Origin of the sequence: Streptomyces sp. NPDC005805, from assembly GCF_040630445.1 — a bacterium.
GTDB lineage: Bacteria > Actinomycetota > Actinomycetes > Streptomycetales > Streptomycetaceae > Streptomyces.
The window spans coordinates 14,620-29,482 of sequence record NZ_JBEXXN010000075.1 but is presented as its reverse complement, the minus strand read 5'-3'; the positions used below and the strand labels follow the sequence as shown (position 1 = coordinate 29,482).

13 protein-coding genes and 1 tRNA gene are annotated in these 14,863 nt (G+C 73.8%); 6 read left to right on the top strand and 8 right to left on the bottom strand.

Going from position 1 to position 14,863, the window contains the following annotated elements; all coding sequences use genetic code 11:
* Window positions 1–62: 62 nt before the first annotated feature.
* From ABZ457_RS28325 to ABZ457_RS28310, 4 genes are all read right to left on the bottom strand, one after another.
* On the bottom strand, window positions 63–293 hold the full coding sequence (locus ABZ457_RS28325; RefSeq protein WP_026278015.1) for a zinc ribbon domain-containing protein: 231 nt from the start codon (window positions 291–293) through the stop codon (window positions 63–65).
* A gap of 103 nt (window positions 294–396) precedes the next feature.
* Complete coding sequence (locus ABZ457_RS28320; RefSeq protein WP_359163091.1) at window positions 397–1,014, bottom strand: DUF4383 domain-containing protein; 618 nt, start codon at window positions 1,012–1,014, stop codon at window positions 397–399.
* A gap of 226 nt (window positions 1,015–1,240) precedes the next feature.
* Entirely contained in the window at window positions 1,241–2,626 is a 1,386-nt protein-coding gene (locus tag ABZ457_RS28315) for a hypothetical protein (RefSeq protein ID WP_359163088.1), read from the bottom strand.
* Window positions 2,627–2,706: 80 nt separating this feature from the next.
* A complete protein-coding gene (locus ABZ457_RS28310; RefSeq protein WP_359163085.1) occupies window positions 2,707–3,570 on the bottom strand; it encodes a DUF4097 family beta strand repeat-containing protein in 864 nt (287 codons plus the stop codon).
* A gap of 230 nt (window positions 3,571–3,800) precedes the next feature.
* Between ABZ457_RS28310 and ABZ457_RS28305 the strand changes: the two genes are divergently transcribed.
* Together ABZ457_RS28305 and ABZ457_RS28300 are read left to right on the top strand one after the other, a co-directional pair.
* Window positions 3,801–3,872, top strand: a tRNA-Val gene (locus ABZ457_RS28305).
* 213 nt (window positions 3,873–4,085) lie between these two features.
* Complete coding sequence (locus tag ABZ457_RS28300) at window positions 4,086–4,739, top strand: hypothetical protein (protein WP_359163082.1); 654 nt, start codon at window positions 4,086–4,088, stop codon at window positions 4,737–4,739.
* A 182-nt stretch (window positions 4,740–4,921) separates the two neighbouring features.
* On the opposite strand, the gene ABZ457_RS28295 is transcribed toward ABZ457_RS28300, so the two are convergent.
* Together ABZ457_RS28295 and ABZ457_RS28290 are read right to left on the bottom strand one after the other, a co-directional pair.
* A complete protein-coding gene (locus tag ABZ457_RS28295) occupies window positions 4,922–5,098 on the bottom strand; it encodes a hypothetical protein (RefSeq protein WP_359163079.1) in 177 nt (58 codons plus the stop codon).
* Window positions 5,099–5,250: 152 nt separating this feature from the next.
* Window positions 5,251–5,406, bottom strand: coding sequence for a hypothetical protein (locus ABZ457_RS28290; RefSeq protein WP_359163076.1), 156 nt, complete (start codon window positions 5,404–5,406; stop codon window positions 5,251–5,253).
* 279 nt (window positions 5,407–5,685) lie between these two features.
* On the opposite strand from ABZ457_RS28290, the gene ABZ457_RS28285 reads away from it, so the two are divergent.
* From ABZ457_RS28285 to ABZ457_RS28275, 3 genes are all read left to right on the top strand, one after another.
* Complete coding sequence (locus tag ABZ457_RS28285; RefSeq protein WP_359163073.1) at window positions 5,686–8,058, top strand: hypothetical protein; 2,373 nt, start codon at window positions 5,686–5,688, stop codon at window positions 8,056–8,058.
* Between the two features lie 46 nt (window positions 8,059–8,104).
* Entirely contained in the window at window positions 8,105–8,635 is a 531-nt protein-coding gene (locus ABZ457_RS28280) for a flavoprotein (protein WP_359163070.1), read from the top strand.
* A gap of 68 nt (window positions 8,636–8,703) precedes the next feature.
* The gene (locus ABZ457_RS28275; RefSeq protein ID WP_359163067.1) at window positions 8,704–9,069 is read left to right on the top strand and encodes a PH domain-containing protein; all 366 of its coding nucleotides are present in this window, start codon (window positions 8,704–8,706) and stop codon (window positions 9,067–9,069) included.
* A 106-nt stretch (window positions 9,070–9,175) separates the two neighbouring features.
* Here ABZ457_RS28275 and ABZ457_RS28270 read toward each other — a convergent pair whose 3' ends face one another.
* Window positions 9,176–10,003 (bottom strand): SAM-dependent methyltransferase, encoded by an 828-nt coding sequence (locus ABZ457_RS28270; RefSeq protein ID WP_359163063.1) that lies wholly within the window; start codon window positions 10,001–10,003, stop codon window positions 9,176–9,178.
* Between the two features lie 184 nt (window positions 10,004–10,187).
* Between ABZ457_RS28270 and ABZ457_RS28265 the strand changes: the two genes are divergently transcribed.
* The gene (locus ABZ457_RS28265) at window positions 10,188–10,991 is read left to right on the top strand and encodes a sulfite exporter TauE/SafE family protein (RefSeq protein WP_359163060.1); all 804 of its coding nucleotides are present in this window, start codon (window positions 10,188–10,190) and stop codon (window positions 10,989–10,991) included.
* 179 nt (window positions 10,992–11,170) lie between these two features.
* Here the strand turns inward: ABZ457_RS28265 and cobN are convergent, their stop codons facing one another.
* A complete protein-coding gene (gene cobN, locus ABZ457_RS28260) occupies window positions 11,171–14,863 on the bottom strand; it encodes a cobaltochelatase subunit CobN (protein WP_359163057.1) in 3,693 nt (1,230 codons plus the stop codon).

Sequence of the window (14,863 nt, the reverse complement as noted above, 5' to 3'; positions counted from 1 at the left end):
GCCCGCCCCCGCGCGCCGCGGGCCGTGCCGCCCGCCCGCGCGCCCCCCCCACACGGCCGGGGTCAGCCGCAGCAACCGCCTCCGCAGCAGCCGCCACCGCCGCCCGCGCTCGGGGCGGGCGCGGCGGACGGGCCGGCGGAACCCGCCGTACCGCCGACGGCGACCGTCGACAGCAGCTTGACCGTGTCGGCGTGTCCGGCGGGGCAGTCCGCGGGCGCGGACGACTCGGCCATGGGACGGCTCACTTCGAAGGTGTCGCCGCAGGTGCGGCAGCGGAAGTCGTATCGAGGCATGCGCTCAGGCTACCGGCGACCGCCCGGTGTCAGGGGCCCCGCGCCCGTCAGGGGCCCTGCGTCGCCAACCGCCCGTCAGGGGCCCTGCGCCGCCAACCGCCCGTCAGGGGCCCTGCGCCGCCGGCGGCCCGGACGCGGCGGCTGCCTCCCGTTTCCGCCGCTCGCGCAACTCCCGTTCCGCCTCCTCCGGATGGCGCGCCTTCCAGTACGGGTTGTCGTGCGGCAGCGTCGCGCTGACCCTCCCGTACATCCCGAAGGTCATCAGCATCAGACCCACCACGAAGCTGAACACCACGTTCTGGATCTCGAACGCGAAGGGGTTGAAACTGCGGTCCAAGAGGGCGAGGTTCACGAAGCCGCTGACGATGAACAGCACCCCCAGCACCATGTTGAGGGTCGAGGCGACGTTGCCGCCGATCACCATGCCCGCGAAGAGCAGCAGCCCGACGCAGATGGAGATCACGCTCAGCGCGCCGTTGGTGTTCAGGCCGGCGACCGTGTCGCCCTGGGTGTCGAAGAAGCCGATGCGGTCGATGAGCCCCAGGATGCCGAAGACGACCAGGACCAGCCCCATCAGACCGGCCCCGACGCGGTAGACGCGGCTCAGCCGGTGGTCGACGGGCAGATGCTCGTCCAGCCGGATGGGGGTGCGGGACCCCCGCCGGGGCCGGTGCCCGGCGGTGGGGTGGGCGCGGGGCGAGTGCAGGACGTGTCCGGCCATCGTCGGCCTCCTCGGCCGTCAGGCGTACCGGCGGCGGGGCGGGTCGGCACGCGCCGCCCTTCCCCTCCCAGGATCCGCCCGGCCCGCCCCGAAGACAACGCGGCCGGTCAGCGGGCGCCTCCCGGTCTCCGGGGGCGGGCCGGTCAGCGGCCGCTGCCACCGCCGCCACCGCCTGCGCCGTCCTCACGGTCGGCGGGCGCCGCCGCCTCCATCGCGGTCCTCGCGGTCAGCGGGCGCCCCCGCCGCGGTCCTCCCGGATCTGGTCCACCACGCGTGCGACCGTGCTCCGGACCGCCTCCAGCTCCTGGAGGAAGTGCCAGTAGTCCGGGTGCCGCCCCGCCAGCCCGCCGATCGCCCGCTCCAGCCGGCCCACCGAGTCGTCCAGCGGGCGGGCGTGCCGGGGGTCGGGGGTGTGGCGTCCGGCCATCGCCAGCCGCTGCGCGTCCCGGATCGCGAAGCGCGTGCGCTCGATCTCCTCCTGCGGGTCCTTGGCGACCGCGTTCAGCCGCTGGAGGCGGTCACCGGCGGCGGAGACCGCCTCGTCCGTGCTGTTCAGCAGGGCCCGGACGGTGGAGAGCAGGGCGGTCGCGTCCGGCCAGCGCTGCTCCTCGCGGGCCCGCGCGGCCTCCTTCAGCTTCCCCTCCGCCTGCCGCACGTTCCGCGCGGCCTGGTCCGGGACGGGCTGGAGGTCCTGCCAGCAGGCCGCGGTGAAGCGCCGGCGCAGCTCGCTGAGGACCGGGTCGACCTGCTCGGCCCGGTTCGCCAGCGCCTGGGCGCGGGTGCGGAGGGAGACCAGCCGCTTGTCGATCTCGGCCGCGCGCTCGGGCAGCCGTTCCGCCTCCGCCCGTACCGCCTCCGCGTCCCGCAGCACCCGGTCGGCGCGCTGGAGGGTCTCCGGGACGCCGTGCCGGCCGGCGCCCTCGTTCAGCTTGGTCAGCTCCGGGCCGAGGGCGGCGAGCCGGGCCGCGAGGTCGTCCGCGCGCAGCCCGGAGGCGCGCGCCGAGTCCAGCGCGTTGCTCGCGGCGAGGAGCCCCTGCCGGGCGCGCTCCACGGCGGGCGCCAGCCGGGCCAGCTGCGTCTCCGCCGTGTCGAGCAGCGGGCCGAGCTCCTCCTCGAACCGGTCCAGTTGCTCGCGGACCCGTTCCAGATCGGCCCGTGCCTTGTCGAGCTGCGAACGCGCCTGGGACGCGGCCGACGCCTCCAGGTCGTCCCGGTCCAGGTCGTGGGTGTCGACGGCGGTGATGTACGCGTGGCTCGCCGCGTCGATCCGCTCCCCGAGCGCGGCGAAGTCCTCGACCACCCGCCGGGCGCGGGGGGAGCTGTCGACGGCGGTGATCGTCTCGACGGAGATCCGCAGCCCGCGCTGGGCTGTGTCCAGCTCGTAGAACGCGGCGGCGGCCGCGTCCTTCGCGGCCTGCGCCTCGGCGCGGGCGCTCTCGCTGCGGCCGCCCCCGAACCAGCGCCGGGTGCCGCCGCCCGCGAACGAGGCGGCCGACGAGGCCAGTGCGACGGCGAACAGCGGCACCGGCAGCAGCACCAGCCCCAGCGCATCGCGGACGGGGCGTGCTCCTGCTCGTGTGCGGTGGTGCGGCTGCGAGTGTCTCGCCGTCACATCCCTCTCCCGTGCCGTGTCCGCCCTGCCTGCCCTACCGGGTCCATACTCCCACCAGTAAGGACGAACACACCGGCCCGTTAGTTCGCGATGCGCACCACCACTTTGCCGTTGTCGCTCTTCGCGGTGACCGTCCGCGCGCTCGCGTCGTCGGTCGGCACGGACACGTCGACGCTGCCGTTGTCGCTCTTCGCGGTCACGGCGTAGGGCGCGCCGGCGGAGGGCAGCTCGATGTCGACGCTGCCGTTGTCGCTGACGGTCTCGACCCGGTCGGGCGCGACGCCGAGGCGCAGCTTCACCGAGCCGTTGTCGGACACGGCCTTCACGGTGGTGGAGGTGATCCGCTCGGTGTCCACCCGGCCGTTGTCGCTCCGCAGGTCCAGGGGGCCGCTGGCGTCCCGGACGACGACCTTCCCGTTGTCGGAGTCGATCTTCAGCGCGGTGCTGAAGCCGCTGGCCGTGACCCCGCCGTTGGCGTCGTTCACGGTGACGTCCACGCCCCGGGGCACCTTGATCGTGTGGCGGCCCTCGCAGTGGCTGGCGACGCCGTCGCAGTCGACCTTCAGGGTCAGCTTGCCGTCCGCCATGCGCCACGACTTGTTGGGCCCGCTGCCGAGCACCACCCAGCCGTCGACCTGCCGGGTCACCTCCACCTCGTCGACGTCGGCCGCGACGATGTCGAGCGGGGTGTTGTCGGACTCGACGGTGAGCGCCTTGCCGCTGAGGGGGAACGTCTTGCGCTCCACGGGGGCGTCGTCGATGTCGGCGCTGCCGCAGCCGGTGAGGGCGGTGGCGCCGACGACGACGGTGGCGACGGCGAGCGCGGTGGCGCGTGCGCGGGTGCGTCCGCGGGCGCGTCCGTGGGCGCGCCCGCCGCGGCGGGCGTTCCTCGGATCCGAGCCCGGCTCCGCTCCCGGCTCCGAGCTGTGCGGCGTCTGCGTCATGACCCTGTTCCCCCTGCTGGTGTGCCGTTGCCTGCTGCGTCTCCCGGGCCGGTCACCACGGCCCCGACCCGATGCCCTCACGCTACGAGCCCCCCACCTCACGCATCGATCCGGCGACCCACCGTCCCCGGGGTGGGGCTAACCCCCGGCCCGTGCCTGCCTCCGCCGCCGCACCCGCCAACGGTTTGGAGCCGGGGGCGGGGGCCCATGTAGGCTGTGCGTTCATCCACGGGTGCGTAGCTCAGGGGTAGAGCGCTGCTCTTACAAAGCAGATGTCGGCGGTTCGAAACCGTCCGCGCCCACCGGTACGAAGGCCCCCAGCCGATCATGGCTGGGGGTCTTCGGCATCCACGGCTGACATCGGCGAAGGCGGTCACTCACGGCCGGGCCCCTCGGCTGTGCCGCTCTTTGCCGTCCTGCCGTTACGGGATGACGGGATGACCGGGCGGTCCGGCACTCACCCGGACATCTGCCTCCAGGTTGACGTGGGCAGTGGCCGACCATTGTCTGAGCGCATGAGAACTGACGACGGCGGGTCGTCCACCGGCGCGCCGGATACGGCTGGTACGCCGTCAGCGGGTGGAAGTGGCACGTCGACGTGGACGACCCGGGTCAGTGTGCTCGTCGCGGTCATCGCCCTGGGGACGTCCGTCTACATGGCGTTCCTCGCCAAGGCCGCCGACGACCGTGCCGAAGAGGCCGAGGACCGAGCCAAGACCGTGCAGGCGCGGGCGGACGAAGCGCAGAAGAAGTCCCAGGCCCAGTTCGTGTCCCACCACTTCGAGACCGACAGCAACGGTGTCCTGACGCGGCTCATCGTGGAGAACCGGGGGCAGATGCCCATCCATGACGTGTTCGTCAATCTGAAGGAACTGGGCTACTACGTGAGGTTCGAACGGATTCCCGGTTGCCGGCAGCAACGCGTCGAGCCGTTGGTGGTCAATGCCGTGGGTGAAGACCAACAAGTCTGGCGGTACGACCTGACCGGTAACAGCACGGTCTCGGTCCGGTTCACCGACGACCAGGGGACCTCGTGGGAGAAGGGCTCGAAGTCCGGCCTCCGCACGATCGACGAGCCGGGCCCGGTGGAGGGGGCGGTGGACGCGAGTCAGGCCTTCGCTCAGAACCAGGCGCACTACCTGGAAGATGTCCCGAACTGCGGCTCGTGACGGATCGTATTTCTGCTCGGGGCGTTGATTCTCGACGAGGCCCTTCCCCGCAAGCGCGGTTGCCGCCACGAGATGGCCTTCCGGGGCGGCGAGTTCACCATCGCCTGCCGCGATCTCGTGGCGGATTGGATCGACGCCGGCTGTCCCGAGGGTGCGGATAGCCGGGCCGGGCCAGAGGCCCGTCAGTCGGGGACGCCCAGGTCCTCGCGCATCAGGCGGTGGAGGGCCGTGAGTTTGGGGGCTGCCGAGTCGAGGGCCGCGTGGGCCCGGGAGGCGGACTCGCCGTCGCGGTCGAGGCCGCGTCCTCCTCCGCCTGGCGGCGCTTGGTCGCCCAGGGCTCCGACGACGGCGGTGAGCATGGCGGCAGTGGCAGCACCCAGGGCGTGACCCCAGCGACCGGCTGCCGTCGGTGGTCGGCTGAGGTGGTGCAGATCGCGGCACGCAGCAGGTTGGTTGACGGAGCGTCAGATTCCGGATTCGCGTAACCTCCGGGAAATCGGGAGGAACGGCGTCAGGGGGCGGGCGTGGCCGTGCGGGCAGGCAAGGCGAGGAAGACGGAGGCGGGGAAGGGCGGCGGCAGGGCGCCCGCCCCGGGGGTCGTGCGGTACGAGGCGCGGGCCATCACCGTCTTCCTGCTGGTCGTGCCGCTCGCCTCGTTCACGTCCATGGCCCTCTGGGCCCGGTTCCCCGACCCCGGGCGGCGGTTCGGGCTGCTGATGCTGTGCCTCGCCGTCGCCGTGCTCGGCCTCGTCGTGCTCGTCCTCTACCGCCTGGTGCGCGGCGGCTGGAGCTCGGGGCAGCTGCTCGCCGCCGTGATACCGCCGAGAGCCGTCGATCCGGCGGACGCGTCCGTTCCCGTGCTGCCGGAGCGAATACCGCGCGGCCTCGGCTGGACCCTCGTCGGCGCGGTGCACGCCGCCGGGCTCACCTGCTGGGGCTTCGGCATGTGGTTCATCACCTCGACCTATCCCGAGGACCGCGGGCCCTGCTCAGCGACACGGAGACCCTGGTCTGGGCCGGCCTCACCCTGCTCGGCGCGGTCGTGCACCTCGTCCGCCGCGGCGGTGGGCTGCGCGGCGGGCTCACCGGCCGGGGCGTCCGGGCCATGCGCGTCACCTACCGGGACGGGTACGTGGTCGGACCCGACGGACGGGCCCGCGCCCGGCTTTCGGTGCCGCGCGTCGCATGGGGTGAGCTGGCCGAGGCGTTCGAGGACCGGGACTTCTGGCTGTGCTGGACCCCGCCCGCCCCGGGACGCCCGCCGCGCCGGCCCGGAGCACCGGCCGGCACCCGCCGCCGCTGCCGTGCGGCGATCGTCACCGACAACGGGCTCGCGATCCGCGCGCATGCCGTGTTCCTGCCCGGGCTCGACCCCGCGGCCGAGGGCGAGCCCGCCGGCGGTCCGGGCGCGCCCGTGGACCCCGCCCGGGCCGTGGCCCCCTTGCCCCACCGGCTGGCGTGGCCCCTCCGGGACCGGTGGGAGTCGGTCGGCTACTTCGCGCTCGCCCTGCTGATGACCGGCGGGCTGATCACCGAGGGCGCGCCGCGTCCGCTGCTCACGGTCGTCGGCGGGGCGGCCGTGCTGCTCGGCGTCAGCCTGATGGGCGACGAGTCGTCCCAGCCGCCCGAGCCGCGCCCGGAGGAGTATCCGATCGAGGCGGCGGCCGTGCTCACCCACGACCAGTACCAGGCGCTGGAACGGCTCCCCGCCCTGCGGCGCCTCGCCCTGGCCGTGCCCGTGGCGGCCGCGGCGGCCATGCTGGTCTGGGTCCTGTGGCCGGGACTCACCGGGCGGACCTGGGCCATGGGCGTCTGCCTCGCGGTCCCCGCCTCGGTGCTGGTGGTGCTGACCGTGCGGCGTGCGCGGTACGGGCGCGTCCGGCTCCGCGGTGTCGCCCGCGCCGAACTCGCCCGTGCCGTACCCGGGCACCCCTCGCGGGCCCTGCCGGTCTCCGTCCAGGAGCCCCGGCGGGCGCGGATCGTGGGGCGTCTCGTCGCCGTGGTCATGGCCTGCTGGTACGGAGGAACGGTCTTCCTGCTGCCGGCCGGTGACGTCACCCAGGACGCCCAGCTCCAGCGGCTGCGCGCGGCGGGGGCGGTCGTCGAGGAGGCGCGGATCGTCTCGGCGCTCGAAACGGAACGGCACTACGGCAAGAACGACACCGGCGGCACCATCCTGGACGGCATCACCCAGCTCGTGCGCTTCGAACTGCCCGACGCCGACGGGGAGATCCGGATCGAGTCCGCGCATGTCCGGAGCGACCCGGGCGACCTCCATGAGCAGGGGCGAACGCTCAAGGTCATCCACGCGCCCTCCGCGCCCGAACTGGGCTTCCGCACCAGCGGGGTGCCCGGCGCCGAGGTCGTCGGGCACGACGAGGCCGGAGCGCAGTCGCACGACTGGCAGCACTACCAGGACGACCTCGACCGGGTGCTCGCCGGATACGCCCTGTCCGGACGCCAGTTGGCGCTCGGCGTCTGCGGGCTTCTGGTGTTCGGCGCGCTGCCGTTCCTCCTTCCGCTGCTGTTCGGCGGCCGGCAGGTGACCGTACTCGCCGGCCACACCCGCGTGCTGCGCGGGACGTTCACCGAGGACGCCTTCGTGGGCGGCGGCCATCGGGTGGTGCTCCGGGGCGGCTCGGCCTACGACCAGCCGCTGGCCCCGCTGCTCGCCGGGGCGTCGGGGCGGTTGTGCTGGGACCCGGGCAGGGGGTCGCCGGTCGTTGTGCCGGGCCAGGGGAGGAACGGCCGGGGGGACGGCCCGGCGGGCGGGGACCCGGCGCATGGAGTGGAAGGCGGTGTGGATCGGGGACAACGGGGTCGCCGTCCACGCGAACGCCGAGTTCGAGGGGGAGCGCGGCGGCACGGAGACGACCGCGGGCGTCCCGGCCGGCGGCCCGGACGCCCCGGTCGACGCGACGGTCCGCGTCCGGACCTGGCACCCGCGCGACGCATGGCCGCTCACCCTCGGGTACGGCGGGATCGGCTGCTACGCGCTCGCTCTCGCCCTGTGCGCCGTCCTGCTCACGGGCGCGGTCACGGGATTCATGCGGCTGGTCGTGGGCGTGCTCGCCCTGCTGCTGTTCGGCGCGGGGGAGGCGCAGCGGACGGGGAGCGGGGAGGAGGGGGTGGAGGGTTCGACGTCGCGGCACTGAAGTCGGCCGGCCCCTTGAACCATGGGGTGCGATCGGGTGGTGCCTCAGTAGGAAAGTGCCCCGGGCGGGAGTGGGCCGATCATGGGGCAACGCGCCCCGAGAGTGAGGGCGTCGGTATTCGGACATCTCTTGTCGGAAGTTGTCCGTACGTCGATCGTTTGTGAATCCGCCCACGTCAGCGGCGTGTGTCCGTGTGATCGGATGGGTCGTATGACGAGGACCCTGTATCTGTTCTGCTCCGCCGCGCCGCCCGTGTTCGACGTGGCCGGGGTGATCGAGCACGCCCAGGCGCGGGGGTGGGACGTGTGTCTCGGGCTGACGCCGAGTGCGGCGCGCTGGGTGGAGAGCAGTATCGACGGGCTCGCGGCGCTGACCGGGCGTCCGGTCCGGGCCTGGTACAAGCAGCCGGGGGAGCCGGACGTGTGGCCGGACCCGGACGTGGTGCTGTTCGCGCCCGTCACGTTCAACAGCCTCAACGCCTGGGCGCTCGGGCTGACCTCGTCGTTCGTGGTGGGGGTGGCCGCCGAGGCGATCGGGAACGGGACGCCGGCGGTGGCGCTGCCGTGTGTGAACGGGGGCCTCGCACGGCACCCGCAGTTCGCGCGCTCGCTGGAGACGCTGCGGGCCGCGGGGGTGACGGTGCTGCACGGAGCGGACGGCGTCGGTGGATTGCCGGCGGGTGAGGTGCCCGGGGAACCATTCCCGTGGGGCCGCGCGTTGGACGCTGTGGGATCACCGTGACGAGGCGGCGGCAGTGGGCCGGTGCCGCACACGGTGGGAGGCAGTCACAGCGGTAACCAGGGGGAATCATGGGACTTTTCGGTAACGCGCACACCGTCAATCCGGCGCAGGCGCAGCAGGAGTACCAGCGGCTGTTCGGGCACGGCGAGCAGGTGCAGGCGGCCTTCCAGCTCATCCGCGACACCATCCTGTTCACCGACCGCAGGCTGCTGCTGGTGGACAAGCAGGGGGTGACGGGGCGCAAGGTCGAGTACCACTCGATCCCGTACCGGAGCATCACGCACTTCGCCGTGGAGACGGCCGGCACCTTCGATCTGGACGCCGAGCTGAAGATCTGGATATCGGGCAGCTCCGTGCCGGTCGAGAAGACCTTCACCAAGGGCGTCGACATCTACGAAGTGCAGGCGATACTCACGCAGTTCGTCGCGCGCTGACCCTGCCCCGGCGCGGGGTGGCGGTCCGGGAGCCGTGACGGGGGCCGCCGTCACGGCGGAGCGCCGACGGCCCCCGGGGCGGGTGCGGGTGCTGGTGCTCAGCGGGTCACGGCTTGCGGGCCACGCCGCAGTACGCGTCCACCGCCGGGGCGGTGTCCTCGGCGTGCTCGGCGTCCTCCTCGGGGCGCCAGGCCGTCACCTGGACGACGCCCGGGGCCGCGAGGTCCAGGCCGTCGAAGAAGCCTCCTATCTCGGCCACGCTGCGCACGTAGTAGGGGACGGCGCCGCTCTGGTTGTACGCGTTGGACGCGGCGATCATGCCCTCGCTCGTCGCCGTGCTGTCGCTGACGACCAGGTGGCTTCCGGACGGCAGGCCCGCCATCAGCCGGTTGATCAGGTCGCGCGCCTGGTCGTAGTCGGCCACGTGGCCCAGGGTGTTGAGGATCATCAGGGCGACGGGCCGGTCCAGGTCGAGGGTGGACCGGGCCGCCTCCAGGATCTTCTCCGGCTCGTACAGGTCCGCGTCCAGGTACGCCGTGTCGCCCTCGGGCGTGCTCGTCAGCAGGGCGCGGGCGTGGGCCAGCACCATGGGGTCGTTGTCGACGTAGACGATGCGCGAGTCCGGGGCGGCGCGCTGGGCCACCTCGTGGGTGTTGTCGGCGGTCGGCAGGCCGGTGCCGATGTCCAGGAACTGGCGGATGCCCTGCTCGTGCGCCAGGTGGCGCACCGCGCGTCCGAGGAAGAGGCGGCTCGTGCGGGCGACGTCGACCAGGCCCGGGAAGATCTGCTTGATGTGATCGCCGGTGTCGCGGTCGACCTGGTAGTTGTCCTTGCCGCCCACGAAGTAGTTCCAGAAGCGGGCGGAGTGCGGCTTGCTCGTGTCGATCCGTGCGCGTATCTCGGCGGCGGCGAGCTGGGGGTCGTGGTCGGACACGAAAGCTCCTTCAGGGCGATGCTTCAGCCGGGGTGACCAAATCTAGACCAGTCGCGAGTGTTGATCACCGTTTCATACGAGGTCAACATGCCCGTAACGAAAGGATCTTGTGCCATGGGAGCATGAACGACGGTGCCGGGAGGGCGCGCTGAGGGCTTCGCGCCGCGCGAAGGAGGAGCCGGTGGTGACGTGGGACTCCGCGCTGACCGGGTTCGGCGCGGGGCTGCTGATCTCCGTCGCCACGGCCCCGGCCGGGGTCTCGGGAGCGGTGTTCCTGCTGCCCGTCCAGGTCAGTGTCCTCGGTGTGCCGAGCCCTGCGGTCACCCCGACGAACCTGCTGTTCAACGTGGTCGCGGGCCCGGGTGCGCTGTTCCGGCACCACCGGGCCGGCCGGCTCGGTGGGACGCTGACCCGGTTGCTGATGCTCGGGGCGGTGCCGGGAGTCGTCGCGGGCGCGGCGGTCCGGGTGTTCGTGGTGCCCGGGCCCGAGGTGTTCCGGCTGATCGTCGCGGGGTTGCTGCTGCCGCTGGGGGTGTGGCTCTGCGTCCGCACGGTCCGCCCGCCCCGTGACGGCCCGCCTCCGGGCGCGCGGGGACCGGCCGCCGGGCTGTCCGCGCGGGCCACGACCGTGCTCGCGGCCGCGGTCGGGGTCGTCGGCGGGGTGTACGGCATCGGCGGGGGCTCGCTCCTCGGGCCGATCCTGGTGGGGCGGGGGATGCCCGTCGCCCGGGTCGCGCCCGCCGCGCTCGCCTGCACCTTCGTGACCTCGGCCGTGGGCGCCTGCACCTACGCGCTGCTGGCCCTCGTCACCCCGGGCACGGTCGGCCCGGAATGGCTCCTCGGCCTGGCATGCGGTCTCGGCGGCCTCGTCGGAGGCTACCTCGGCGCCCATCTCCAGCCCCTGCTGCCGGAGAAGGGCCTGAGACTCCTGCTGGGCGCGCTCGCCTGCGGCGTCGGCACGCTGTACGCGGTCCAGGCGCTGAGCTGACGAGCGTGACGGGGCCGGACCTGCCCGGGCATCGGCGCAGGAGCCGGGCCGGGGCCGACCCGGCCCCCGCCCGGGCCGGAGGCCGCCCGCGCCCGGGCGGCCGCGCACCCCGCCCCGCCCGCGCCCGGGCGGCCGCGTTCCCCGCCCCGGCCGGAGCGGGGCGCGCCCCGGAGGGCCGGTCACGCGTCGTCGGACTCCAGGTCGCCTTCCGTCTCCAGGTAGACCTGGCGCAGGGCCGCCAGCGTGGCCGGGTCGGGCTTTTCCCACATGCCGCGGGATTCGGCCTCCAGGAGGCGTTCGGCGATGCCGTGCAGGGCCCAGGGGTTGGCCTCCTGGAGGAAGGCGCGGTTCTCCGGGTCGAGGACGTAGGTCTCGGTCAGCTTGTCGTACATCCAGTCGGCGACGACACCCGTCGTGGCGTCGTAGCCGAAGAGGTAGTCCACCGTCGCCGCCAGCTCGAACGCGCCCTTGTAGCCGTGGCGGCGCATCGCCTCGATCCAGCGGGGGTTGACCACGCGGGCGCGGAAGACCCGGGAGGTCTCCTCCACCAGGGTGCGGGTGCGGACCGTCTCCGGGCGGGTGGAGTCGCCGATGTACGCCTCGGGGGCCGTGCCCCGCAGCGCGCGCACCGTCGCCACCATGCCGCCGTGGTACTGGAAGTAGTCGTCCGAGTCCGCGATGTCGTGCTCACGGGTGTCCGTGTTCTTCGCGGCCACCGCGATCCGCTTGTACGCGGTCTCCATCTCCTCGCGCGCCGCCCGGCCGTCCAGACCGCGCCCGTACGCGTAGCCGCCCCACACCGTGTACACCTCGGCCAGGTCCGCGTCGGTGCGCCAGTCGCGGGAGTCGATCAGCTGGAGCAGCCCCGCCCCATAAGTACCCGGCCGGGAGCCGAAGATGCGGGTGGTGGCGCGGCGTTCGTCGCCGTGCTCGGCCAGGTCGGCCTGGGCGTGGGCGCGGACGTGGTTCCGTTCCGCCGGCTCGTCCAGGGAGGCCGCGAGGCGGACCGCGTCGTCCAGCAGCCCGATGGTGTGCGGGAACGCGTCCCGGAAGAAGCCCGAGATCCGCAGCGTCACATCGATGCGCGGCCGGCCCAGTTCCTCCAGCGGGATGGCCTCCAGACCGTTCACCCGGCGCGAGGCGTCGTCCCACACCGGCCGGATGCCCAGCAGGGCCAGCGCCTCGGCGATGTCGTCGCCCGCCGTGCGCATCGCACTCGTGCCCCACAGCGACAGGCCGACCGAGACCGGCCAGTCGCCGTTGTCCTCCCGGTAGCGGGTGAGGAGCGAGTCCGCGAGTGCCTGGCCCGTCTCCCAGGCCAGCCGCGAGGGCACCGCCTTCGGGTCGACCGAGTAGAAGTTGCGTCCCGTCGGCAGCACGTTGACCAGACCGCGCAGCGGCGAGCCGGACGGGCCGGCCGGCACGAAGCCGCCGTTCAGCGCGTGCACCGCGTGCGAGAGTTCATCGGTCGTCCGGCCCAGCCGGGGCACCACCTCGGCCGCCGCGAACCGCAGCACGGCCGCCACGTCCTCGCCGTGCTCCGAGGGCACCGCCGCCGGGTCCCAGCCCGCCGCCTCCATCATCTCGACCAGTTCGCGCGCCTTCGCCTCGGCCTCGTCGGCCGAGCGCCGGGTGGCCGCCGACTCGTCCAGGCCGAGGGCCTCGCGCAGCCCCGGCAGCGCGGCCGTGCCGCCCCAGATCTGCCGCGCCCGCAGGATCGACAGCACCAGGTTGACCCGCTCCGGCCCGGTCGGCGCGCCGCCCAGGACATGCAGGCCGTCCCGGATCTGCGCGTCCTTGACCTCGCACAGCCAGCCGTCGACGTGCAGCAGGAAGTCGTCGAAGCCGTCGTCGTCCGGCCGGTCCGCCAGGCCCAGGTCGTGGTCCAGCTTCGCCGCCTGGATCAGCGTCCAGATCTGCGCCCGGATCGCGGGCAGCTTCGCCGGGTCCATGGCGCTGATCTGCGCGTACTCGTCGAGGAGTTGCTCCAGGCGCGCGATGTCGCCGTACGAGTCGGCCCGGGCCATCGGCGGCACCAGGTGGTCCACCAGGGTGGCGTGCACCCGGCGCTTGGCCTGGGTGCCCTCGCCCGGGTCGTTGACCAGGAACGGGTACACCAGCGGCAGATCGCCCAGCGCCGCGTCCGGGGCGCAGGCCGCCGACAGGCCCGCGTTCTTGCCCGGCAGCCACTCCAGGTTGCCGTGCTTGCCCAGGTGGATCATGGCGTCCGCGCCGAAACCGCCGTCGTCCGCGCGCGCCGCGATCCAGCGGTAGGCCGCCAGATAGTGGTGCGAGGGCGGCAGATCGGGGTCGTGGTAGATCGCGATCGGGTTCTCGCCGAAGCCGCGCGGCGGCTGGATGACGACCAGCAGGTTCCCGCGCCGCAGGGCCGCGAGGACGATGTCGCCCTCCGGGTTGCGGGAGCGGTCCAGGAACATCTCGCCCGGCGCGGGCCCCCAGTGCTCCTCCACCGCCTCCCGCAGCTCCGCCGGCAGCGTCGCGAACCAGCGCCGGTAGTCGGCGGCCGGGATACGGACCGGGTTGCGGGCCAACTGCTCCTCGGTCAGCCAGTCCTGGTCGTGGCCGCCCGCCTCGATCAGGGCCCGGATCAGCTCGTCGCCGTCCCCCGACACCAGGCCCGGGATCTCCTCGGCCGGGCCGAAGTCGTAGCCCTCCGCCCGCAGCCGGCGCAGCAGCGCCACCGCCGAGGCCGGGGTGTCCAGGCCGACCGCGTTGCCGATCCGGGAGTGCTTCGTCGGGTACGCGGACAGGACCAGGGCGATCCGCTTCTCCGCGTTCGCGATGTGCCGCAGCCGGGCGTGCCGGACCGCGATCCCGGCGACCCGGGCGGCCCGCTCCGGGTCCGGGACATAGGCGGGCAGGCCGTCCGCGTCGATCTCCTTGAACGAGAACGGCACCGTGATCAGCCGCCCGTCGAACTCGGGCACCGCGACCTGGGTCGCCGCGTCCAGCGGGGAGAGGCCCTCGTCGTTCTCCTCCCACACGGCGCGCGGGCTGGTCAGGCAGAGCGCCTGGAGGACCGGGACGTCGAGGGAGGCGAGCGCGCCCGCGTCCCAGGACTCGTCGTCGCCGCCCGCGGAGGCGTCCGCCGGGCGGGTGCCGCCGGCCGCGAGGACCGTGGTCACCAGGGCGTCCGCGCCGCGCAGCCGCTCCAGCAGCTCGTCCTCGGGGGCGCGCAGGGAGGCCACGTACAGCGGCAGCGCGCGGGCGCCCGCCTCCTCGACGGCAGTGCACAGGGCGTCCACGAAGGCGGTGTTGCCGCTCATGTGGTGCGCGCGGTAGTAGAGGACGGCGACCAGCGGGCCGTCCGGGTTCTCCCGGCGCACCGGGCGCTCCAGCCCGCCCCACGAGGGCGCGGCGGCCGGCGGCTCGAAGCCGTGGCCGGTGAGCAGCACGGTGTCGGCGAGGAAGCGGGCCAGCTGCTCCAGGTTGGCCGGGCCGCCGTGCGCGAGGTAGGCGTGCGCCTCGGCGGCGATGCCGATGGGGACGGTGGACGTCTCCATGAGCTGGGCGTCCGGGGCCTGTTCGCCGGTCAGGACGACGACCGGGCGGTCCTGCGCGAGGAGTTGGTCGATCCCCTCCTGCCAGGCGCGCAGCCCGCCGAGGAGGCGCACCACGACGAGGTCGCTGCCCTCCAGCAGGCCGGGCAGGTCGTCGAGCGGGAGCCGGGACGGGTTCGCGTAGCGGTACGAGACCGGGCCGCCGGCCGCGCGGGCGCTGAGCAGGTCGGTGTCGGAGGTCGACAGGAGCAGGATGCGGGTGGCGGGCTGCGGGTCGCCGCTCTGCGAGGTCGGCTGCGGGCCGGTCTCCGGGGTGGTGGGCTGCGTGGTGTCCTGGGACGGGAGCGTCAT

Coding starts and splice junctions, on each gene's coding strand:
- ABZ457_RS28325 (WP_026278015.1), bottom strand. CDS start 293: ATGCCTCGATACGACTTCCGCTGCCGCACCTGCGGCGACACCTTCGAA.
- ABZ457_RS28320 (WP_359163091.1), bottom strand. CDS start 1,014: ATGGCCGGACACGTCCTGCACTCGCCCCGCGCCCACCCCACCGCCGGG.
- ABZ457_RS28310 (WP_359163085.1), bottom strand. CDS start 3,570: ATGACGCAGACGCCGCACAGCTCGGAGCCGGGAGCGGAGCCGGGCTCG.
- ABZ457_RS28300 (WP_359163082.1), top strand. CDS start 4,086: ATGAGAACTGACGACGGCGGGTCGTCCACCGGCGCGCCGGATACGGCT.
- ABZ457_RS28295 (WP_359163079.1), bottom strand. CDS start 5,098: ATGCTCACCGCCGTCGTCGGAGCCCTGGGCGACCAAGCGCCGCCAGGC.
- ABZ457_RS28290 (WP_359163076.1), bottom strand. CDS start 5,406: ATGGACGTGAACGAGGCGAGCGGCACGACCAGCAGGAAGACGGTGATG.
- ABZ457_RS28280 (WP_359163070.1), top strand. CDS start 8,105: ATGACGAGGACCCTGTATCTGTTCTGCTCCGCCGCGCCGCCCGTGTTC.
- ABZ457_RS28275 (WP_359163067.1), top strand. CDS start 8,704: ATGGGACTTTTCGGTAACGCGCACACCGTCAATCCGGCGCAGGCGCAG.
- cobN (WP_359163057.1), bottom strand. CDS start 14,863: ATGACGCTCCCGTCCCAGGACACCACGCAGCCCACCACCCCGGAGACC.